The organism is Streptomyces sp. SID3343 (genome assembly GCF_009865215.1).
GTDB lineage: Bacteria > Actinomycetota > Actinomycetes > Streptomycetales > Streptomycetaceae > Embleya.
Window position 1 is genome coordinate 17,744 of record NZ_WWJX01001423.1, and the last position, 21,235, is coordinate 38,978.

Here is a 21,235-nt window from a genome sequence, read left to right on the forward strand (position 1 = left end):
ACGAGAGCCCGTTCGAACCGGCGATCCGTTCGATCCGGCGGTCTATTCGTAGATGGTCGGGAGTACCGGTTCCCCGCGCGAGAGCTGAGTAGCCGACAACGGCAGTTCCTCACGCGAACGCTCGTGTCGATCGCGCGCCGCCGACAGCGACTCGCGGCCGACGATCTCGCCGGCGCGGACCAGCGGGACCAGCAACTCGCGCTCGCCGGGCACCGGTCGGGCGTCGGCGCGGTACGGGCGCAGCACCTCGGCCTCGGCGACGCCCTCCGCGTCGTAGCGCCGTACCGCGCTCTTGCGCCCGCCGTGGCTCGGCTTGCCGGGCGACTTCTTGGCGACGGGGATCAGCGGCGCGTCGGGCCCGTCGCTCACGGCGCGCGCGACGAGCTTGTACACGAGCGACGCGGTGGGCTGCCCCGAGCCGGTCACCAGCTGCGTGCCGACCCCGTACGCGTCCACCGGGGCCGCGCGCAGGGCCGCGATGGCGTACTCGTCCAGGTCGCTGGTGACCACGATGCGGGTCTTGACCGCGCCGAGGTCGTCGAGCTGGCGGCGGACCCGGTGCGCGAGCAGCAGCAGGTCGCCGGAGTCGAGCCGCACGGCGCCGAGTTCGTCGCCGGCGATGTCGACGGCGGCCTGTACCGCCGCCGGCACGTCGTAGGTGTCCACGAGGAGTGTGGTGTCGCGCCCGAGGGCGGCCACCTGCGCGGCGAACGCCTCGCGCTCGTCGTCGTGCAGAAGCGTGAACGCGTGGGCGCTGGTTCCCCTGGTGGGGATCCCGTACCGCTGCCCGGCGCGCAGGTTCGACGTGCTCGCGAAGCCACAGATGTACGCGGCGCGGGCGGCGGCGACCGCGGCCTCCTCGTGGGTGCGACGCGAGCCCATCTCGATGCACGGGCGCCCGGCGGCGGCCGCCGTCATCCGCGACGCGGCGGCGGCCACCGCGGCGTCGTGGTTGAGGATCGACAGGATCAACGTCTCCAGCACCACGGCCTCGGCGAAGCTGCCCTCGACCACCAGAAGCGGCGAGCCGGGGAACCAGCACTCGCCCTCGGCGTAGCCCCATACGTCGCCGGTGAACCGGTAGTCGGCGAGCCATTCGAGCGTCGCGGGGCCCACCACGCCGGCCTCCGACAGGAAGCGCAGCGTCTCGTCGTCGAAGCGGAAGTTCTCGATGCCGTCGAGCAGTCGGCCGGTGCCGGCGGTCACGCCGTAGCGGCGGCCTTCGGGCAGGCGACGCGCGAAGACCTCGAACACCGAACGGCGGTGCGCCGCGCCGCTGCGCAGCGCGGCTTCGAGCATCGTCAGCTCGTAGTGGTCCGTCAGCAGGGCGGTGGTTGCGGTGTCCATGTCGTCACCATAACACGATTACTCGTCAGACTGACGATTACTCGAAAGGTGATGCGCATCACGGGCATTCCCGACCTGCGGGCCTCCCGGAATGCTCATCTCCCCGCGCATGTCGTGAAACGTCGCATCCGCCCTACCGGTCGCGATCCTCCTCGGGCGTCGGCGCCCACGTCGAGCCGTTGATGTGCGTACCGCCCCCGACGAACAGGGTGTTGCCGGTGACGTAGCGCGAGTCCTCGCTCGCCAGGAACAGCGCGGCGCCGCCGATGTCGGTCTCCGGGTCGCCCATGCGGCCCATCGGGTTGGCCGACTCGGCGGTCGCGGCCGCCTCCGGGTTCGCCTTGGCGTACGCCTCGAACGCCTCGGTCCTGGCGCCCGGGCAGATCACATTGGCCCGGATCTGGTGCGGCGCCCACTCGCGCGCGGCCGAGCGGGTCAGCGCGCGCAACGCCTCCTTGCCGACGTTGTACTCGGCGGTGAATCGGTGCGCGTTGACGCCGTTGAGGCTGGCGATGTTGATCACGCTGCCGCCGCCGGCGTCGCGCATCGGCTCGAACGCCGCGCGCATCGTCCACCACCCGGCCCACAGCGCCATGTCCAGGCCGTGTTGGAACTGCTCGTCGGTCTTGTTCTCGATGTGATTGATCCGGCCGCCGCCCCACGCGTTGTTGACGAGCGTGTCGAGCCGGCCCCAGCGGGCGAGCGCGGCCTCCACCAGGCCGACCGCGTCGGCCTTGACGGTGACGTCGGCGGCCACCGCGACCGTCTCGACGCCGAACGCGTCGGTGATCTCGGCCGCGACCCGCTCGGCCGACTCGGCCCGGATGTCGTTGACCAGGATCCGACACCCCTCGGCCGCGAACCGCCGTGCGATCCCGCGCCCGATCCCGGCCCCGGAGCCGGTGATCACCGCGACGTGGTCCAGAAGACGTGCTGCCATGGCATTGACCTCCACGTAGATCGTTCCGTGCTACGTGGGTATCCCCGATGGTCTGACAAAACAAGGGAAAGCGCAGGTCAGGTGGGCCGCCACTGGTGACCGCAGTCACGGCACTTCTTGTCCCCGTAGGGCAGCGTGGAGACTTTGCCGGAGCCGCACTCGGGACACGTGGGACCGTCCGCGGCGGTCGGCGGACGCCAGCGCGCGGCACACGACCCGCAGACGTAGTCACCGACGATGTCGGTGCTGACCTTGGTCGACCCGCACTTGCCGCACTGCACTTCGACGTGCCGGCGCTTGCGCGGAGCGGCTCGGCCGATTGCCGCCTGCCGCTCGCGCTGCGCCGAGAAACCCCAGTAGGAGCGCAGCCGATCGGCCATGTCCGGCCGCAGGTCCGAGCGCTCGCCCTCCCCGGCACGGTTGACGCTTTCGCGCCGAGGCTGCTCGGTCATGACAACCAAGGTAAGTCATGCCACCCGCCGGGGACAGAACTCTCGACCCGCCTTGGTCACGGCGGTCTCCGTGCCCGCCTGCGCGCGAAGGCCGTCCGTGCGCAGCGCGGCCGAGGCCGGCACGCTCCGGTCGGGCCTCGGCCGTCGAGTCAGGCGGCCCGGCGGATCGCCGTGACCAGTCGGGCCGTGGCCTGTGCGCGCGCCAGGCGGCGCCGCCGCAACGCGATCGCCGCTACCCGTGTCTCTCGACTGTCCCGCTTCTCCACGACCGTCACCTCCGCACCGACCCCCATCCGCCCCGAGAGGGCGACACTGAGAAATCTAGGCGGCCGACCCCCGATCGGACGTCGCCCGGGAGTGCCGATCGGACCTACTCCCAGAGGACGACCCGAACCCCGAAGTACCCCTGAGGCATGCGCCGAGTGGAGTACTCACGTCCCCGCGCGACACCTGACGTAGCGTCAAGTGACACAGCGTCAGGTCGACGTGGACGGGTCGGCGAGGTCGAACCGGTGGGGTCGCTCGGGTGGGTGAGGTCGCGCCGGTGGGTCGCTCGGGTGGGTGAGGTCGCCCAGGTCGGTGACGTCGAGCCGGTGGAGTCGGCCGGGTCGGTGAGGCGTCCCGGGCCGGTGCTTCGCGGTCCGCAGCATCGACAGGGGCGTCCCGGGTCAGATCACCTTGCCCGGGTTGAGGATGCCCAGCGGGTCGAACGCCGACTTGACGCTCAGGTGGGCCCGTACGCCAACCGGGCCCAGTTCCGTCGCGAGCCACTCGCGCTTGAGCAGGCCCACACCGTGTTCGCCGGTGATCGTGCCGCCGAGGTCCAGGCCGAGCCGCATGATCGCGTCGAACGCCGCGTGCGCCCGCTCGACCGCGGCGGGGTCGGTCGCGTCGAAGACCACGATCGGGTGGGTGTTGCCGTCGCCGGCGTGCGCGCACACCCCTATCCGGGTCTCGAAGCGCTCGGCGATCGCGGCCACGCCGTCGAGCAGCTCACCCAGCCGCGAGCGCGGCACCGCGACGTCGTCGATCAGGCTGGTGCCCAGCCGCTCCAGGGCCGGCAGCGCGAGTCGCCTCGCCTGCATGAACATCGCCGAGTCCTCGGCGTCCTCGGCGGTGAACGCCTCGAACGCGCCGGCCTCCGTACAGATCGCCTCGATGGCGGCGAGTTCGGCGGCCGGCTCCGGCGTGTCCAGCCCGACCAGGAGGAGCGCGGCCGTCTCGTCCGGCAGGCCCATGTTCGACATCGCGTTGACCGCGCGCACCGTGGTGCCGTCCATCAGCTCCATCAGCGACGGCGTGTGCCCGGCCGCCATGATCCGCGCCACCGCGACCCCCGCGGCCGTCGTGGACGCGAACTGGGCCACCGTCACCAGCGCGGGCGGTGGCGTGGGCCGCAGTGCGAGGGTCGCCTGCGTGACCACGCCCAACGTGCCCTCGGCCCCGACGAACAAACGGGTGAGGTCGTAGCCCGCGACGCCCTTCGGGGTCCGCCGCCCGGTCCGCAGCACCTCGCCGTCGGCGAGCACGACCTCCAGGCCGAGCACGTACTCGGCGGTCACGCCGTACTTGACGCAGCACAGCCCGCCCGCGCCGGTGCCGATGTTGCCGCCGATCGTGCAGGTCTCCCAGCTCGACGGGTCCGGCGGGTAGACCAGGCCGTGCTCGGCGGTCGCCTTGGACAGGTCGGCGTTGACCACGCCCGGCTCGACCACGGCGATGCGGTCGACGGGGTCGACGCTCAGGATGCGATTCATCCGTACGAGCGACAGCACGATGCACCCGTCGACGGCGTTCGCGCCGCCCGACAGGCCGGTGCGCGCGCCCTGTGGGACGACCGGTACCCGCAGTCGGGTGGCCACCCGCATGACGTGGCGCACGTGTTCGGTGGTCTCCGCGAGGACGACCAGGGCCGGGGTCCCCGCCTCGCACAGACCCGCCATGTCCCGCGCGTACGACGCGGCGATGTCCGCGTCCGTGACGAGGACGTGAGCGGGCAGACCCTCGCGCAGTGCGGCGAACAGGTCGGTGGTCATGGTGCCTCCCGGGGTGACCGTGAATGGCCCCAGGGTAGGCACCCGGAAAGCCCGCACCAGAGGGAGGGCAACCTTGCAGATAGACCGGTTGGATGCCGCGCTCATACGACTGCTCGTCGAGACGCCGCGGATCGGCGTCGTCGAGTGCTCGCGTCGACTCGCGGTGGCGCGCGGGACCGTGCAGGCCCGCCTGGACCGCCTGCGCGACGCGGGTGTCATCCGGGGCTTCGGGCCCGACGTGGATCCGGGCGCACTCGGCTTCGCGGTGACCGCGTTCGCGACCCTGGAGATCCGGCAGGGCCAGGGCCGGGGAGTGCAGAAGCACCTGGAAGGCATCGCACAAGTCCTCGAACTGCACACGATCACCGGCCGGGGCGACCTGCTCTGCCGAATCGTCGCGCGCTCGAACAGCGATCTGCAACGGGTGATCGAACAGATCCTGGAGTACGACCCGGTGGTGCGCGTGTCGACCACGATCGCGCTGGACAACCCCGTGCCCTACCGGGTGCTGCCGCTCGTGGAAGGCGCCGTGGCGGACGGGTGAAAGCCCACCGGAACGGGTGAGGAATCCCCTCGCTCGGCCCATCGGGCGTTTCCGGGTTCGGCGCGGGCGGTAACGGATCCCGGTCATCACCGGAGCCGGGGAAAGGGCCGCCTTGAGTTTCTGGGACTACGTTTCCAGCCGCCGGGAGCAGCTGTGGATCGAGACCTGGATGCACGCGAGCGCGGTGTTCCAGTGCATGGTCGTCGCGACGGTCATCGGCGTCGCGCTCGCGATCGCCACCTACCGCAGCGCCCTCGCGTCGCGGATCGCGATCGGCGTCACGGCGACCATCCTGACCGTTCCCTCGTTCGCTCTGCTCGGCCTGTTGATCCCGATGCTCGGCCTGGGCGTCGCGCCGACGGTGGTCGCGCTCGTGCTGTACGCGCTGCTGCCGATCGTGCGCAATGCCATCGTCGGCCTGGCCGGTGTCGATCCACAGCTTGTGGACGCCGCGCGCGGAATCGGGATGAACCGGGTGATGATCCTGCTGCGGGTCGAACTCCCGCTCGCTTGGCCGGCTTTGCTCACCGGCATCCGGGTGTCCACCCAGATGATCATGGGCATCGCGGCGATCGCCGCCTACGTGTCCGGTCCCGGACTGGGCAACGAGATCTTCAACGGACTGGCCCGCCTGGGCAGCAAGAACGCGATCAACGCCGCCTGGGCGGGCACCCTCGGCGTGGTCGTTTTGGCCCTGCTCTTCGACGCCGCCTATGTGCTGCTCGGCCGGCTGACCGTTCCCAGGGGGATCCGTGGCTGACGTCACCGGCGCGACCATCCGACTCGAAGAGCTCACCAAGCGGTTTCCGGGCGGGAAGCAGCCCGCGGTGGACCGCGTCACGCTGGAGATCCCCGCCGGTCGCCTCGTGGTGCTGGTCGGTCCGTCCGGCAGCGGCAAGACCACCACGATGAAGATGATCAACCGGCTGATCGAGCCCACGTCGGGCCGGATCATGATCGACGACCGCGACGTGACCCACCTGGACCCGGTCAAGCTGCGCCGCAAGATCGGCTACGCGATCCAGAACAGTGGCCTGTTCCCGCACATGACGGTGGGTCAAAACATCGCCCTGGTCCCGAAGATGCTGGGATGGAGTCGGTCCAGGGTGTCCGGCCGGGTGGACGAACTCCTGGAGACCGTCGGCCTGGAGAGCGCCGACTTTCGCAACCGCTATCCCCGTCAGCTCTCCGGCGGCCAGCAACAGCGGGTGGGGGTCGCGCGGGCGCTCGCGGGCGACCCGCCCGTCCTGCTCATGGACGAGCCGTTCGGCGCCGTCGATCCGATCACCCGCGGCCATCTCCAGGACGAACTGATCCGGATCCAGCACGAGTTGCACAAGACGATCGTCTTCGTCACGCACGACTTCGACGAGGCGGTCAAGCTCGGCGACCGGATCGTGGTGTTGCGCGAGCAGTCGCACATCGCCCAGTACGACACTCCCGAGGCGATCCTGACCAGCCCCGCCGACGACTTCGTGGCCGGGTTCGTCGGGGCGGGCGCCGCGCTCAAGCGGTTGACCCTCTCCCGGGTGCGCGAGGTCGAGGTGAAGCCGTTCGCGACGGCGAGCATGCGCGACGACGTCGCGACGATCCGCCGGGCCGCGCGCGAGCACGGCACCGACGAGGTGCTGTTGCTCGACGACCGCGGCCGGCCCACCCGCTGGATCCGCCGCGAGGAGGTACGGCGCGGCGGCCCCGGACTCACGGTGACCGCGCACGAGGTGGGCGACACCGTCACCCGCGACGCCACGCTGCGGGACGCGCTCGACGCGATCCTGACCGAGGGCGGCGGCAAGGTCGCGGTGACCGGCGCGCGCGGCGAGTACGTCGGCGTGGTGTCGATCGAGACGCTGATGACCTCCATCCAGGAGATGCTGGAAGCCGACCGTGAGGACGCGCGCGTGCACCTCGAGGAGTTGGAGGCGCAGCAAAACGTCCAGCGCTTCGAGGAGGAGGAGCGGGCCGGTCACGTCGACGGCGCGCACGCGGCCGAGAGCGACCAGCGGTGAGCGGGCAGCAGGTCCGGCCGGTCGGCCCCACCGTCGACGCCGACACCCGGGCCGCACGGCCGCTCGCGTTGCCGTCACGCTTTCGGTGGACCGACTTCGTGGTCGTGCCGGTGTTCCTGGGCCTGGTCCTGCTCGCGCTGTGGCAGTGGATCACCCACGAGGACCTGGACGCGATCGAACGCACCACGCTCGCGTGGTCCAACGTCCGGCGCCGGCTGATCGAGCACATCGAACTCACCGCGGTGTCCACGGTGTTGGTCCTGGTCATCGCGATCCCGCTGGGCATCCTGTTGACTCGCCGCGGGGCCCGTCGATTCTCGCCGTTCGTCCTCGCGCTGGCCAACATCGGCCAGGCCACGCCCGCCATCGGCCTGCTGGTGCTGCTCACCCTGTGGCTCGGGGTGGGCGTCAAGGTCGCGCTGATCGGCGCGGTGGCGTACGCGGTCCTGCCGGTGCTGAGCAACACGATCGCGGGGCTGGAGAACGTCGACGGCACCCTGGTCGAGGCCGCTCGCGGGATCGGGATGTCCATGCCCGGTGTGTTGTTCAAGGTGGAACTCCCGCTCGCGGTGCCGCTCGTACTCGCCGGCGTACGCAACGCGCTCGTGCTCAACGTCGGTACCGCCACCCTCGCGACGTTCGTCAACGCGGGCGGGCTCGGCGACATCATCCAGGACGGGATCCTGCTCCAGCGCACGCGAGTGCTGATCGTCGGCAGCGTGCTGACCGTGGTGCTCGCGCTCGCGGTGGACTGGCTGGCGTCCCTCGCCGAACAGGGCCTGCGCCCACGCGGCCTGCGAAACGGCGGCTGACGATGGCTCACGCGGTGTTGCGGGCGAGCCTGTCGGTCGTGCTCGCGTTCGCGCTCGGGTCCGCGTGCGGCCTGCAAAGCGGCCTGCCGCTGACCACCGACGCCGAACCCGGCTCGATCCGCAAGGAGCCCACGCTGGACGGCAAGACGCTGACGGTCAGCTCGAAGGAGTTCAGCGAGCAGCTCGTACTCGGCGAGATCGCCGGCCTCGCGCTCAAGGTCGCGGGCGCGAACGTGATCGACAAGACCAACATCAAGGGCTCGATCGGCGCGCGCGAAGCGCTCAAAAAGGGCTCGGTGGACCTGTACTGGGAGTACACGGGCACCGCGTGGATCAACTACCTCGGCCACACCACGCCGATCACCGACCCGCAACAACAGTGGGAGGCGGTGGCCAGGCAGGACTTGTCCAACCACATCGTGTGGCTCCCGCCGGCCCCGCTGAACAACACCTACGCCTTCGCCGGGACGCAGGCGAACATGCGCAGATACGCGCTGAACACGCTCAGCGACGTCGCCGTGCTCGCGAAGCGGGACAACGGCGCGGTGACGTTCTGCGTCGAGAACGAGTTCGCGGCCCGCGGCGACGGGCTGGGCGGCGTGCTCGCGGCGTACGGCATCAAGGTCCCGGACGGCAACATCCGCAAGATGCAGTCGGGCCTGATCTACACCGAGACGGCCAAGGGCTCCACCTGCCTGCTGGGCGAGGTCTTCACCACCGACGGCCGAATCCAGGCGATGAACCTGAAGGTCCTGGAAGACGACAAACACTTCTTCCCGAACTACAACGCCGCGGTCACGATCAACGAGAAGACCTACAAGAAGTACCCGGTGATCAAAGACGTCATGGCCCCGATCACCGCAAAACTCACCACGGACGTCATGCGAAGCCTCAACGCCGAAGTAGACGTGGCAGGCCGCGAACCAAGAGACGTAGCCGAAGCCTGGCTGAAACAAGAAGGCTTCATCACCTGACCCCCAATCAGCCCGTCCGAGCCCAGTCGGACCCAACCAGCCCGTCCGGCGTTTGAGGACGAACGACCCCCAGGACGCAAGAACCCCAACCCGAGCCCCCCAGGCCCAAAATCAGCCCGTCCGGCGTTTGAGGACGAACGTCCTACGGCACGCAACAATCCCATCCGAGCCCAGTCAGACCCGATCAGCCCGTCCGGCGTTTGAGGACGAACGACCCCCAGGACGCAAGAACCCCAACCCGAGCCCGCCCAGGCCCAAAATCAGCCCGTCCGGCGATTGAGGACACCCGAAAACCCACCAACCTCAACAACGAGGAACCACGCCACCCGAGTTCAAAGCGTTCAACGCCGACACCGCCCCAGCCAACGTCTCGACCGGAATCAACCGAAGCCCCCCCGCCCCAACCCGCGTAGCCTCCGCACACTCGCCCTTGGGCAACATGAACACCGTCGCCCCATCCCGCTTCGCGGCCAGCAACTTGAGCGGCAGCCCACCGATCTCGCCGACCTTGCCGGCCTTGTCGATCGCACCCGTGCCGCCGATGGTCCGCCCACCCGTGAGTTCACCGGGAGTCAGCTTGTCCACGATGCCCAGCGCGAAGAACAACCCGGCACTGGGACCGCCGACGTCCGTGAGGTGCAACTTGACCTGAACCTGATCGGGCGCCTTGCCGAGGTAGTTCAAGGCGGCGACCGTCGCGTCGTCCTGCGAGTCCCGCATGTCCTTGAGGTTGGTCTCGACGACTTCCTTGACGCTCTTGCCCTCCGGGTAGATGGCCTTCTTGGGCACGACGGACGCGTCCGTGTCCCACCACGAGCGCAACAGCGAACCCAGCCGAATCGTGTCGCCGCGCGCGGGAGCGTGAATGGTCGTCAGCAACAAGTGCCCGGTCGTCGGATCCACCACCGTGGGCCCCGAGATCTCGATCACCGGCCGACCCGCGTCGTCACCGAGCACATCGGCCGTGGACCCCGGAGTGGTCACGACATACGGCATCGGCACGCTGAACGCGAAGACGAAGAGAATCACGACAAGAAGAACGGACACCGCGAGGGTGCGCTGGGTACGGGCCACGCTTGGCAATTAAACACGGCGCGGTCCCGCCCGCCGTACCGGACTCGCGCGCACGCCCAACGGCACACCCGCACCGGCCGAGACCGTCCACCGATCACGTAGTCGACCCGCTACGCAGCCGACACGTGTACACCGCCCAGTTCCTCGGACAATTCGGCCGCCGCCTCGGCCACCCGCGCGCCGACGTGTTCGGTGTCCAGGTTGCCGAGCGAGACGATGCCCACGCTCGATTCGACGGCCGCGAGGTGCGGTACCGCGGCCGCGATGCCCGGGACGGTGTGCCGTCCGTCGCCCGGGGCGTAGACGTACGTGGTCGCGGCGTCCAGCCCCGCGATCGTCCGGCGGGCGGCCAGGATCGCCAGTCCCGCCGCACCGGCGTCCAGCGCGTGCCGCGAGCCCACGCGGTAGGCCACGTGATAGTCGGTCCACGTCGGCTCGGCGACCGCGACGACGAGCGCCTCCATGCCGTCGACGATGGTCAGGTGGGCGGTGGCGCCGGTCTCCTCGGCCAGGCGGCGCAGACACGGCACGGCCGCGTCCCGGACCAGCGGTTGCGCCCGACGGGCCAATTGCAGCGCGCCGAGCCCCAGTCGGGTCCGGCCGTTGACGTCTCGGCGTATGAGGCCGTGTTGTCCCAGCGTGGCGAGAATGCGATAGACGACCGTGCGATTGACCCCGAGTCGAGTGGCGATGTCGGGAACCGACATCCCCTCCGGCGCATCGGCGAGCAGTGCGAGGACCTTGAGCCCTCGGTCAAGGATCTGTGACGTTTCGGCGACCACGATCCCCCTCCCTTCGCGTGACGTGTCCAGTACGTCCAGCGGCATTCGCTTCCCCAAGCGGAGCCGCATTCGCGAGGCTGTGCGGCACCAGATCGTGGAGCGCGAACACGTACTCGGCTGTGGTCGGCGGGCAGGCCGATCACGTCCCACGGCTGCGCAGGACGGTTTCTCCCAGGCGGCGCGTCGGAAGATCACGCTAACCAGCAAAGCCCCAAGTGGCACGTGATATCCGGGATTCGGACAGGCAAAATATCGACTGAAGGGCCTCAGTTGCCGCATTTCCGGCGAATCACCAAATGTGATCCGCGCTACGTCGGGTTCAAGACACGTGACACGGTTCAGCGTCCGGGCCCGGTCGCCCACTCCCGGATCTTGGCGATTCGCGCTTCCAGTTGGCCGGCGACGGCCTGGGCCACCGGTGGCCCCCCGCACACGCGCCGCAACTCGGTGTGGATCTGGCCGTGGGTCTGGCCCGTACGGTGGTGCCACGCGGCGACCATCGTGTTGAGTTCCTTGCGCATCGCGCTCATTTGACGGTGCGTCACCACCGGTCGCTGGTCGGCGGGTTTCTCCGACAGGTCGGCCTCGTGGTCGGGCTTGCGCCGGCTCTTGGCGACCTGCTTGGCCTGCCGCGAGCGCAGCAGCATCTGTACCTGGTCGGGTTCGAGCAGTCCGGGGAGGCCGAGGTACTCCTCTTCCTCCTCGCTGCCCACATGCGCCTGGAGGCCGAACTCGGCGCCGTCGAACAGCACTCGGTCGAACCGCGCCTCGCTCTCCAGGGCCTCGAAGGCGAACTGCTCCTGCTGCCCCGGTTCGTCCTTTTGCGCGTTGGCCTGGGCGAGGAGGGCGTCCTCCTCGTCGTACATCCCGCCCTCCTTCTTGGGGCGGTCCAGGACGTGGTCGCGCTCGACCTCCATCTCGTTCGCGTGCTGGAGCAGCGTGGGCACGGACGGCAGGAACACCGACGCGGTCTCGCCCCGGCGCCGGGCCCGCACGAAGCGGCCGACCGCCTGGGCGAAGAACAGCGGCGTGGAGATCGTGGTCGCGAACACGCCGACCGACAGGCGTGGGACGTCCACGCCCTCCGAGACCATCCGCACCGCGACCATCCAGCGCTCCTCGGACGCGGAGAAATCGTCGATCTTCTTCGACGCGCCCGCGTCGTCGGACAGTACGAGCGTCGCGCCCTGGCCGGTGATCTCGCGGATCATCCGCGCGTACGCACGGGCCGACTCGTGGTCGGTGGCGATCACCAGGCCGCCGGCGTCGGGGACGGCCTTGCGTACCTCGTCCAGGCGGCGGTCCGCGGCCCGCAGCACCTGCGGCATCCACGAGCCCTGCGGATCGAGCGCGGTACGCCACGCCTGGCTGATCGCGTCCTTGGTCATCGGCTCGCCGAGCGAGGCCGCGATCTCGTCGCCGGCCTTGGTCCGCCAGCGCAGGTCGCCCGAGTAGGACATGAAGATCACCGGGCGCACGACACCGTCGGAGAGCGCGTGGCCGTAGCCGTAGGTGTAGTCGGCGGAGGAGCGGCGGATGCCGTCCTTGCCCTCCTCGTACACCACGAACGGGATCGGGTTGATGTCGGAGCGAAACGGCGTACCGGTCAGCGCGAGTCGGCGCGTGGCCGGCTCGAACGCCTCCAGGCACGCCTCGCCCCACGACTTGCTGTCGCCGGCGTGGTGGATCTCGTCCAGGATCACCAGCGTCTTGCGGTTCTCGCAGCGTCGACGGTGCAGCATCGGGTGCACGCCGACGCCCGCGTAGGTGACCGCGATGCCGTGGTACTCCTTCGACACCGGACCCGACGCACTCGAATAGTTGGGGTCGATCCGCAGGCCGATCCGGGCGGCGGCCTCGGCCCACTGCTTCTTGAGGTGGTCGGTCGGCGCGACGATGGTGATCTGGTGGATCGCGTGCGCGTCGAGCAACTCGGACGCGATGCGCAGCGCGAACGTCGTCTTGCCGGCGCCCGGTGTGGCCACCGCGAGGAAGTCGCGCGGCTGCCGTTCGAGGTAGGTGTCGAGGGCCCCCTGCTGCCAGGCGCGGAGCTTGTTGGCCGTGCCCCACGGAGCGCGGTTGGGGAACGCCGGGGACAGATGGGACGCGGCTGCGGTACTCACTGCGACGGGTCTGCTCCAAGCCGAGGCGCGGTTGCGGGCAAGCGATCAGGCTACCCGAGCGGCTCACCACTTCCGCGCAGACCGCGCACGAGGACACGCCGAAATCGGCAACCACCGACCCACTGCGGCGAGTCGCGACAAACCGGCCGGGTCCATGCTTGGCCGGAAATTGCGCCGACAGCCGAGAAGTTTCTCTCCGGGCGGAATCCGAAAAGGCGAGGAACGATCTTTTACAATGCCTTCGAGTGTCCGCCAGGTGGTCCCTGACCAGGGGATTTGCGGCCGGTTAAAGATCGTCTCGGCCATCGCGGCAGCAAGGGGTCGACCATCTCCCGTCCCCCGAGACCACATATCGCTATTACGCTCAGCGCCAAACGGGCCGTTCACGTCGAATGGCTGGGGAATTCTTTCGGTCAACTTCTTCCCGGCCTTCTCGACGTATCGGAGATCCGATGGCGCGCTCGACGCCGCACCCGTTGCGGGGCTCCCCTTATCGGCCCGTGCTCGCGCACCCGGTGCTGCGTCGGCTGCTGCCGGGCTACGCGATCTCGTCGATCGGCGACGGCATGGCGGTGGTCGCGGTCGGGTGGCTGGCGGTGGAGTTGGCGCCGGCCGACGCGCGGGGCGTGTGGGTGGCACTCGCGGCGGCGGCGTACACCCTGCCGGGCGCGCTGGGCGCGGTCGTCCTCAACCGCCTCCTCCGCGGCCGCAACCCGGCGCGGCTCGCGACGTGGGACGCACTGCTGCGGGCGACCGCGCTCGGCGCGATACCGGTGGCGCACGTCGCGGGGGCGCTGTCGATCGGCCTGTGCGTCGCGCTGCTCGCGATGTCGTCGGTGCTCCACTCGTGGGGTCAGGCAGGTACGTACACGCTGCTCGCGCGGCAACTGCGCGAGCGCGACCATCTCGCGGGCAACGCACTGTTCTCCACGATCGGCTCGGTATCGAGCGTCGCCGGGCCGCTGCTGTCCGCCGCCATGGTGGTGTGGACCGGCGCGATCGGCGTGATCGCCGTCGACGCGGCCTCGTTCGCGATCCTGGCGGGCACCCTGCTGGTGGCGGCGCCCGGTGCGGACAGCGGCGTGGGGGCCGCCGAGGCCACCGGGACGGACGGGGCCGGGGCTGCCGAGACGGCTGGGACGGGCGGCGCCGGGGTTGCCGAGACGGCTGGGACGGGCGAGGCCGGGCCTGCCGAGACGGCTGGGACAGCCGGGGCCGGGGTTGCCGAGACGGCCGGGACAGCCGGCGCCGGGCCTGCCGAGACGGCCGGGACAGCCGGCGCCGGGCCTGCCGAGACGGCCGGGACAGCCGGGGCGGCCGACGCCGAGGACCCGGAGCGGATGCCCGTCGAGGGCGCCTCTCGGGCCGGCGGCGTGGCAGTGATCCGCGCCGACCCCACGATGCGCAACCTGGTGCTGCTCACCATCGGGTTCTTCTTCCTCTTCGGCCCCGTCTACGTGGCCCTGCCCCTGCACGTCACCCAGGACCTGCACGCGTCGGCCGGCACCCTCGCCGGCTTCTACAGCCTCTTCGGCGCCGGCGCCGTACTCGGCTCCCTGCTCGCCGGCTACCTCCGCCGCCTCCCCTTGGCCCGAGCCGCCGCCGGCATCGTCACGCTCTCCGGCCTGACCCTGCTCCCGGTTGGCCTGGGCGCCCCGACCTGGGCGGCGATGGCAGGCTTCGCCCTCCTGGGCTTCCTGTGGCCACCCTTCTCCACGATGTCCACCACCCTCTTCCAACACTCGTCCACCCCGGCCCAACTCCCCCAAGTCCTGGCCGTCGTCTCCGCGATCCGCATCCTCGCCGTCCCCCTGGGCACCGCCCTGGGCGGCCCATCGGTAGCCACCCTCGGCCCCGAACCCACCCTCCTGATCAGCGCCTCGGGCATCCTCACCCTGGGCCTGATCACCGTGACCGCCCTCCCCCGACACCTGAACAACCACCCAAGCCAACCCGGCCCGTCCGGCGCCTGAGGACACCCGACAAGCCCGGACCAACCAATCCAGCCCGTCCGGCCCATGAGGACAACCCCAAGAACCCAGAGCAGCCAGATCAGCCCGTCCGGCGCTTGAGGACACCCGACAAGCCCGGACCAACCAAAATCAGCCCGTCCGGCGCCTGAGGACAACCCCAAGAACCCAGGACAGCCAAAACAGCCCGTCCGGCGCCTGAGGACACCGACAAACCCGGACCAACCAAAATCAGCCCGTCCGGCGCCTGAGGACAACCCCAAGAACCCAAGGCAGCCAAGACAGCCCGTCCGGCGCCTGAGGACGCCCGACAAACCCGGACCAACCCTCAGCACCGAACCCACCTACCCCGCTTCCGATCCCGTCGCGAGCAAACTGATGTCACTCGTCTGATGCCGCCAAGCCACCCCCGGCAAGGCCCGAGTGACCCCAACCGCGTTCACCGATTCCACCCGGCACTCCTCGATCGCCTCGCCGATCACGTGGAAATCGAGGCCCGCCGAAGCGAACTCGGCCCGGCAGGCGTCGAGATGCTCCGGCGGTAGCGTGAAGGCCAGCTGGAAGTCGGAGGACGCGCTCATCGACAGGGCCAACGGCTCGACGCCCATCAGTTCGGCCACCGCCCGCACCGCCGGGTCGATGGGTACGTTCTGCTCGACCACCCGGAATCCGACGGAGGCCGCGGCCATGATCTGGTCGATGGTCGCCTTCAGACCGTCCGAGGTGTCCTGGCAAGCGGTGGCGTAGGGTTCGCGCGCCAGGATGCGCCCCTCGGCCACCCGGGCCCGAGGCGATTTCCAGGCGTTCAACAGTCGCTCTTCCGTGGCGGCGGGCAAGGTCCAGCCCTCGGCCTCTTGCCGGGGGAAGTACGCGACGGCCGCACCGAGGACGCCGCACACGCCGGTGACACACAGCAGGTCCCCCGGCCGCGCCCCCTTGCGCATCAGGGCCTTGCCGGGACGGCAGATCCCCAGCGCGGTGGCGGACAGCACCACCCGCTCGGCGTTGCCGATGTCGCCGCCGACGTTGAGCACCCCGAAGTCCGTGCAGGCCTGGTGGATGCCCGCGATCACCTGCCGAAAGCCGGCGTCGTCCAACTCGCTCGGATACCGCACCACCGTGAGCACGCCGATCGGTGTCGCGCCCATCGCGGCCACATCGCTGACGTTCGCGGCCACGACGTAGTACCCGATGTCGAAACCCGTCAGGAGCCCCATCTCGTACAGCACGAATTTCGGACCGCGGACGTAGTCCGATCCCACGACGAGCGAAACCGGTTCCTTGATGTCGTAGACGGCGCAATCGTCCTTGGCGTCGGCCCCCGCCACCAGGTCGACGGCCAGCCCGTCCGCCCCGACGTCGGCTCCCGATTGGCCGCTGAAGAACTCGGCGACGAGCCGCCGCACCCGGGTGGGCTCGTCCGAGTAGGTAGGTTCGATGTCACTCACGAGGCCACCACCCGCAACTCGCGTACGACGCTGTTGAGGACGGCATCGGCCGGCAGGTACGTCGACTCGATCTCGACCGAGCCCGCAAGCGCGCGAATCGCGTCACGATTCTCGATGTCGCGGCTCGTGGCCGGTCCCACGGCGGCGGAACGATGCCTTATGTCCCGGTACTGAGCACGTCGGCGTTCTCGCCGCACCGTCAGGCTCGCCGTCAGGTAGATGTTCAACGTGGCCTGCGGCAGCAAGGTGACCGCGACGTCCCGACCGACGACCACGATGTTTCGGTGCCGATCGACGATCTCGCGATGCATGTGCAGGATCTCGGAACGCCAGGACTGATCCGAGGCCACCTGTTTGAGTCGGTCGTCCTGCTCGGGCCCCCAGATCCGGTCGGAAACGTCCTTTCCGCGGTAGAGAATTCTGCCCTCGCCGTCGTGATCCGATTTTCCCGCGTCGGGCCCGATGCCGGGCCGGTGCTCGATGACGGACCACAGGTCCGCCCTCTTCGGCGAGACGGATTCCCGGCCCAGTGCGTAGGCAACGGCCCGATAGGTCAATCCACTGTCGAGAAAGACCAATCCGAATCTACGCGCCAGGCCCGTCGCAAGTGTCGTCTTGCCACTCGCGGTCGGACCGTCGATCGAAATTGAGAGCACGGATACCTGTTTCCCCTCGAACCGATTTCGTCTGCCGGTGGTGCGGTCATGTCCGCCGAAAAGTGGCGGGTGTACTCCTACCGACTCTCGCAACGTGCGACGTGGCATTGCCTGCGACGTCGGAACTCCATCGACTCGTCCGCACCATCGTTTCGCGCAACAGTTCCGGGCGGATCGAGACCGAATAATCCCAGAGCGGGTCGGGTATGCCGAGGATCCGCCCGACTATCGAGCGCAGGTATTGACCGCGCACGTGGGATTCCGCGCGATAGAGGCGCATTCCCGTGTCGTCGAGGCAGAAGAAATAGGAGCCTTGACCGCCGACCGAGGGCAGGTCGTCCAGACTCGGGACCTCTACGGGGGTCAATCCGTCGGCCAGAATCAGCCTGTTCACGGCTCCACCGGCGATCGGCAGCAGGTGCCAGTGGGCGTGGGAGATGCAGGCCGTCGATGTCATGTCGAGCGACGAGCCGTGCTCCACGATGGTCAGGGCGCCGAAGGTGTCCAGATAGCGCGGCACGATCTCGGCGAGGAGATCGGCCAGCTCCGCGCTGCCGTCGGAGATCAGTCGAGCGAAGCTCGGATAGTGCTCGATCGGCAACAACAGCAGGTGTCCGACGCATAACGGAGAAAGGTCCGCGAGGACGCGAAGATGCGCCGTGGCGCAAATGGTTCGACTCTCCGGATCGCCCTGGTAGACCAGCGAAAAAGCCGTTGCCGAAGAGCCGCGCAGTTCCTCGCACAGATCCGAACCATCACACTGGAATCGGGCGCGCATATCTGATCCCCCATCCGACGGAGCAGCACGTGAAAAACGTTGCGAAGTCGGCCTCAGGATTGATAACCTACCGTGATCACTTGCCAACTGCAAGGATCTTTGACGGAGCGTCAGATTCCGCTCGGGTCCCAGGTCGGCTTTCTTCATGATCCATGGCCGCATGATCCATGGCCGCTCGATCCCCGACCGCACGATGCGTTGCCGTGAATACGCCGGCCCAGGCATCGGACGAAGATCCGCGATACGGGCGCCGGCACCTGCGCACGCCGAATGCGACCGGGAAGACCATCGATTATCAAATCCGAGGTCCCTAAACTGCCCGGATGAGACCTTCGACGGCAAAGCTCCTGGACCGCCTGATCCTGCTCGCCGCGACGATCCTCATGGCGGCTCGCCAGTACCACGTGCCGAGCAAGGATTTCTGGGAGCGGTCTGCCGACGACACGGACTACCTGCCCTTGGTGCTGATCTGCACGATCGGGGTCTTCGGCGCGCTCACTCCCTGCCAGGCGCTGGTGAAGCGCAGCCTGACCGCAGCGAGGACGGCGACAAGAAACGAGATACTCACGCACCTCGGCGGGGTTCTCAAGATTGCGACCAAGGGATCTTCGCCGATCGACATCGGCGACGTCGCGCTCTACATCTGGCGGGTCCGGCGCTCGGTCCGACACCCGTGGCACGGTCGCCTCGAACGGGTCGCCGCCTACCGCCTCGGCAATGTCCAGCCGACGAGATCCTTCGCGCCACCCAAGGGTGTCGGTGTGGTCGGGCTCTGCTGGAAAGAGAACGCCGAGCAGAAAAAGAACGTCGAGCGACTGGCCGTACGATTGGCGACTGCGGGTGACTTCGAAAGCCATCGCAACGCGCACGGCGAGGACGCGGTGATGGGGCTTTCCTGGCTCGACTTCACGCGCGTACGTCATCGGGGCGCAGTATTCGCGACGCCGATCAGGAATCGAGCCGGCAATTTCGTCGGGTGCATCAGCGTCGATGCGCGCACGGGCTACGACGTGCTGGCCGTCCCCGAATTCTGGCAGGAAATCAATTCCCTGAGCCAGACTCTCGGAAAGCGAAGCCTGCAGAACCTCTGACCGACTCGACGACACCGGCCGGTCGTTCTTTATCGCTTGACGTCGGCACATTCCGATCCGCGTTCCGCAGAATCGCCGGCCGGCTCGGGCTCGGGTGCGAGTGCGGGCTCGGGTGCGACCTCGGGCGCGGATCCGGCCGCCGGTGTCGCGGCGGGAGCCCACGTCTCGGGATGGCAGTTGGGTACCACCTGCCTGATCCCGCCCCGGGGGTCCTCGACGTCACCGAAGGTGCGTGGGATCAGATGGATGTGCAAGTGATCGATGGTGCGACCGGCCGCCCGGCCCTCGTTGACGCCGACGGTCCAGCCGTCCGGCCGGTGGTCGGCGGAGAGCTTGCGCTGTACGGCCACCATCAGGGCGTACGCGTCGTGCACCTCTGCGGGCGTGAGCTCGAACAAAGACTCGACATGCCGCTTCGGAACGATCTCGACATGCCCTTCGGCTGCCGGGAAGTTGTCGTACCTGGCATAGAAAGTGCCGTTTTGCTGGAGGATATTATTCAAGTCCGGACGATTCAGCTTGCAAAATAAACAGTCCGGCGCCCCCGATGCCTCGGCGGGAGCCGAATCCCGGTCGTGAGCTGCAATTTCCCGGTTTGCCCGCACACCGAACATCCGGGACAACTTTCCGATCACTCCGTTTCGTGACCCGATACCCCGATCACCGTGATTTGGCACATGTGTACTCACCGTGAGACGCCTCCTGTTGCGGATTCGTGCGCGACCCCGTGACTGTACCGGCACGCAACTGCGCGCGATCCGGCAATACCGATGCAATACCGATCCGACTGCCGTCGCGAGGCAAGCGAACAGATGGGTATCGGTGATTCTCCGAAGACCGTGATCTTTATCGGAGTCGAATGAGCCTGACGTTGCCGCAGCGAAACACTCGACGGCATGCTAGTCGACCAATCCGGCCGGCCCGACCGCAAAATAACCCCGCTCGGACGGGATGCCCAGGTCCTCGGCACGTCGGCGCAGCACTGTTCCAGCAGGTCGCGGGGCATTTCGTCGGCCGCCCATTCGATTCCGAAGCGGGCTGCGGCGTCGGGTGCAGTCGACCCGGACAAAGAATGCGTTCGGGTGAATCCGCGTGATCATCGGATCGTCGTCACGACGCGGCCCTGCCGTCCTCCAGCACCACCATGGTCCAGCGCACTCCGGACCGCGCGTGCAGATCGGTGCGCGCGCCCACGTACAACGGCCGGAACCCGAAACGGTCGGCCAACTCGACGGTCTCCGGCGCGGAGACGTCCCACATTCGTCGGCCCTCGGGGACCGGGCCGTGTCGGAGAGTCATCACCACCCGGGCACCCGGGGCCGACAGGGTGAGGATCCGTCGCATGCCGGCAAGACGCTCGGCTTCGTCCAGATGCATCCACACGGCGGTGAGCAACACGACGTCGAACGGGCCCTGCACACCGGCCAGTTCCGGCAGCGAGTCGTCCACCCACTCGACGCCCGCCCCCGCGTGGATCCGCTCCCCGAGCCGCCGCAGCTCGTCGGTCGGCTCCACCGCGACGACCCGGTGACCGAGCGCGGCCAGCGCGGCGGCGTCTCGTCCGCTGCCCGCTCCGAGGTCGACGACCCGGCTCGGGGCGTCCGGGAACAGGTGCAGCACGTCGCGGTGCACGTCGGCGAAGGTCACCCCCTCGTACTGCTCCGCCAACGCCTCGGCCGCCTCGCCGTACCCGGCCGTCCCACGCGGCCGTGCCGCGCCACCAGGCCCTCGCGCTCCCGCCGCAGTACCCATGCGAGCACGCTACGCCACGCCGTCGGCCACCACGCGACAGCCGACCCTCAAACCCGGCGGACTCCGTCCAACAACGCGACCCAGGCCGCTTCCGAGACCGCGATCGGACCACGCTCACGCGCTTTGCCGTCCCGCACCGCAGCCGCAGCGGGAAGCGATGCGACTTCCACGCAGTCTTCACTGGTTTGCGTCGAGTAGGACGACTTACGCCATGCCAGTGCGGGAGTGGTCACGGGTCATCCCGTCGACGTGGAGCAAGTTGGGAAGCGCGAACCGCCGGTCAGGCGCAGACCCCAAGGCGCAGCCTGGACTTCGAGGCCACCGCGAGTGCGATCCTTCGTGTCGCGAACCGCCGTCGCCGCCGACGACAGGACGGCCTCCACGCAGTCGCTGTCGCTCGGATTCGAGTAGGAAGACGTTCGCCAACCTGTGCGGGACGGTCATGTG

20 protein-coding genes and 1 pseudogene are annotated in these 21,235 nt (G+C 68.9%); 7 read left to right on the forward strand and 14 right to left on the reverse strand.

Annotated elements, in window-relative coordinates:
* Window positions 1-42: 42 nt before the first annotated feature.
* The 4 genes from GT354_RS45275 to GT354_RS45290 all read right to left on the reverse strand — a co-directional run bounded on the left by GT354_RS45275 (window position 43) and on the right by GT354_RS45290 (window position 4,775).
* Window positions 43-1,347, reverse strand: coding sequence for a nicotinate phosphoribosyltransferase (locus tag GT354_RS45275; protein ID WP_161363216.1), 1,305 nt, complete (start codon window positions 1,345-1,347; stop codon window positions 43-45).
* 133 nt (window positions 1,348-1,480) lie between these two features.
* On the reverse strand, window positions 1,481-2,287 hold the full coding sequence (locus GT354_RS45280) for an SDR family oxidoreductase (protein ID WP_161363218.1): 807 nt from the start codon (window positions 2,285-2,287) through the stop codon (window positions 1,481-1,483).
* Between the two features lie 77 nt (window positions 2,288-2,364).
* Window positions 2,365-2,739 carry a zinc ribbon domain-containing protein gene (locus tag GT354_RS45285; RefSeq protein ID WP_161363220.1) on the reverse strand — a complete coding sequence of 125 codons (375 nt, stop codon included), beginning with the start codon at window positions 2,737-2,739 and terminating at the stop codon, window positions 2,365-2,367.
* A 668-nt stretch (window positions 2,740-3,407) separates the two neighbouring features.
* Window positions 3,408-4,775 (reverse strand): FAD-linked oxidase C-terminal domain-containing protein, encoded by a 1,368-nt coding sequence (locus GT354_RS45290; RefSeq protein WP_161363222.1) that lies wholly within the window; start codon window positions 4,773-4,775, stop codon window positions 3,408-3,410.
* Between the two features lie 73 nt (window positions 4,776-4,848).
* Here GT354_RS45290 and GT354_RS45295 point away from each other — a divergent pair, with 73 nt between their 5' ends.
* The 5 genes from GT354_RS45295 to GT354_RS45315 all read left to right on the forward strand — a co-directional run bounded on the left by GT354_RS45295 (window position 4,849) and on the right by GT354_RS45315 (window position 9,114).
* Complete coding sequence (locus GT354_RS45295; protein ID WP_161363225.1) at window positions 4,849-5,319, forward strand: Lrp/AsnC family transcriptional regulator; 471 nt, start codon at window positions 4,849-4,851, stop codon at window positions 5,317-5,319.
* A 112-nt stretch (window positions 5,320-5,431) separates the two neighbouring features.
* Window positions 5,432-6,079 carry an ABC transporter permease gene (locus GT354_RS45300; protein ID WP_161363227.1) on the forward strand — a complete coding sequence of 216 codons (648 nt, stop codon included), beginning with the start codon at window positions 5,432-5,434 and terminating at the stop codon, window positions 6,077-6,079.
* Entirely contained in the window at window positions 6,072-7,328 is a 1,257-nt protein-coding gene (locus GT354_RS45305) for an ATP-binding cassette domain-containing protein (RefSeq protein ID WP_161363229.1), read from the forward strand. The genes GT354_RS45300 and GT354_RS45305 overlap by 8 nt, the downstream gene beginning before the upstream one ends.
* Window positions 7,329-7,396: 68 nt before the next feature.
* Complete coding sequence (locus tag GT354_RS45310; RefSeq protein ID WP_202513025.1) at window positions 7,397-8,140, forward strand: ABC transporter permease; 744 nt, start codon at window positions 7,397-7,399, stop codon at window positions 8,138-8,140.
* A gap of 2 nt (window positions 8,141-8,142) precedes the next feature.
* Window positions 8,143-9,114, forward strand: a complete 972-nt coding sequence (locus GT354_RS45315) for a glycine betaine ABC transporter substrate-binding protein (RefSeq protein ID WP_161363233.1) — start codon at window positions 8,143-8,145, stop codon at window positions 9,112-9,114.
* A gap of 303 nt (window positions 9,115-9,417) precedes the next feature.
* On the opposite strand, the gene GT354_RS45320 is transcribed toward GT354_RS45315, so the two are convergent.
* From GT354_RS45320 to GT354_RS45330, 3 genes are all read right to left on the reverse strand, one after another.
* Window positions 9,418-10,188 (reverse strand): S16 family serine protease, encoded by a 771-nt coding sequence (locus tag GT354_RS45320; protein WP_346012470.1) that lies wholly within the window; start codon window positions 10,186-10,188, stop codon window positions 9,418-9,420.
* Between the two features lie 110 nt (window positions 10,189-10,298).
* Window positions 10,299-10,970: a helix-turn-helix domain-containing protein gene (locus GT354_RS45325; RefSeq protein WP_161363235.1), complete on the reverse strand. Its 672-nt coding sequence runs from the start codon at window positions 10,968-10,970 to the stop codon at window positions 10,299-10,301.
* A gap of 338 nt (window positions 10,971-11,308) precedes the next feature.
* Window positions 11,309-13,093: a DEAD/DEAH box helicase gene (locus GT354_RS45330; protein WP_161363237.1), complete on the reverse strand. Its 1,785-nt coding sequence runs from the start codon at window positions 13,091-13,093 to the stop codon at window positions 11,309-11,311.
* A gap of 452 nt (window positions 13,094-13,545) precedes the next feature.
* On the opposite strand from GT354_RS45330, the gene GT354_RS45335 reads away from it, so the two are divergent.
* Window positions 13,546-15,066 (forward strand): MFS transporter, encoded by a 1,521-nt coding sequence (locus GT354_RS45335; protein ID WP_161363239.1) that lies wholly within the window; start codon window positions 13,546-13,548, stop codon window positions 15,064-15,066.
* Window positions 15,067-15,407: 341 nt separating this feature from the next.
* On the opposite strand, the gene thiL is transcribed toward GT354_RS45335, so the two are convergent.
* The 3 genes from thiL to GT354_RS45350 are packed head-to-tail and all read right to left on the reverse strand — an operon-like array spanning window position 15,408 to window position 17,945.
* Entirely contained in the window at window positions 15,408-16,511 is a 1,104-nt protein-coding gene (gene thiL, locus GT354_RS45340) for a thiamine-phosphate kinase (protein WP_202513023.1), read from the reverse strand.
* Window positions 16,508-17,167, reverse strand: a complete 660-nt coding sequence (locus GT354_RS45345; RefSeq protein ID WP_161363241.1) for a (d)CMP kinase — start codon at window positions 17,165-17,167, stop codon at window positions 16,508-16,510. The genes thiL and GT354_RS45345 overlap by 4 nt, the downstream gene beginning before the upstream one ends.
* Before the next feature lie 46 nt (window positions 17,168-17,213).
* The gene (locus GT354_RS45350) at window positions 17,214-17,945 is read right to left on the reverse strand and encodes a hypothetical protein (RefSeq protein WP_161363242.1); all 732 of its coding nucleotides are present in this window, start codon (window positions 17,943-17,945) and stop codon (window positions 17,214-17,216) included.
* Window positions 17,946-18,268: 323 nt separating this feature from the next.
* On the opposite strand from GT354_RS45350, the gene GT354_RS45355 reads away from it, so the two are divergent.
* Entirely contained in the window at window positions 18,269-19,036 is a 768-nt protein-coding gene (locus GT354_RS45355; protein WP_161363244.1) for a hypothetical protein, read from the forward strand.
* A gap of 29 nt (window positions 19,037-19,065) precedes the next feature.
* Here the strand turns inward: GT354_RS45355 and GT354_RS45360 are convergent, their stop codons facing one another.
* From GT354_RS45360 to GT354_RS45375, 4 genes and pseudogenes are all read right to left on the reverse strand, one after another.
* Window positions 19,066-19,650 carry an HIT family protein gene (locus GT354_RS45360; RefSeq protein WP_161363246.1) on the reverse strand — a complete coding sequence of 195 codons (585 nt, stop codon included), beginning with the start codon at window positions 19,648-19,650 and terminating at the stop codon, window positions 19,066-19,068.
* Between the two features lie 496 nt (window positions 19,651-20,146).
* Window positions 20,147-20,788 (reverse strand): class I SAM-dependent methyltransferase, encoded by a 642-nt coding sequence (locus tag GT354_RS45365; protein WP_161363249.1) that lies wholly within the window; start codon window positions 20,786-20,788, stop codon window positions 20,147-20,149.
* 47 nt (window positions 20,789-20,835) lie between these two features.
* Window positions 20,836-21,021, reverse strand: a complete 186-nt coding sequence (locus tag GT354_RS45370; RefSeq protein WP_161363251.1) for a DUF397 domain-containing protein — start codon at window positions 21,019-21,021, stop codon at window positions 20,836-20,838.
* A gap of 3 nt (window positions 21,022-21,024) precedes the next feature.
* Window positions 21,025-21,204, reverse strand: a pseudogene (locus GT354_RS45375) (DUF397 domain-containing protein); the annotation flags it as partial.
* Window positions 21,205-21,235: the final 31 nt, after the last annotated feature.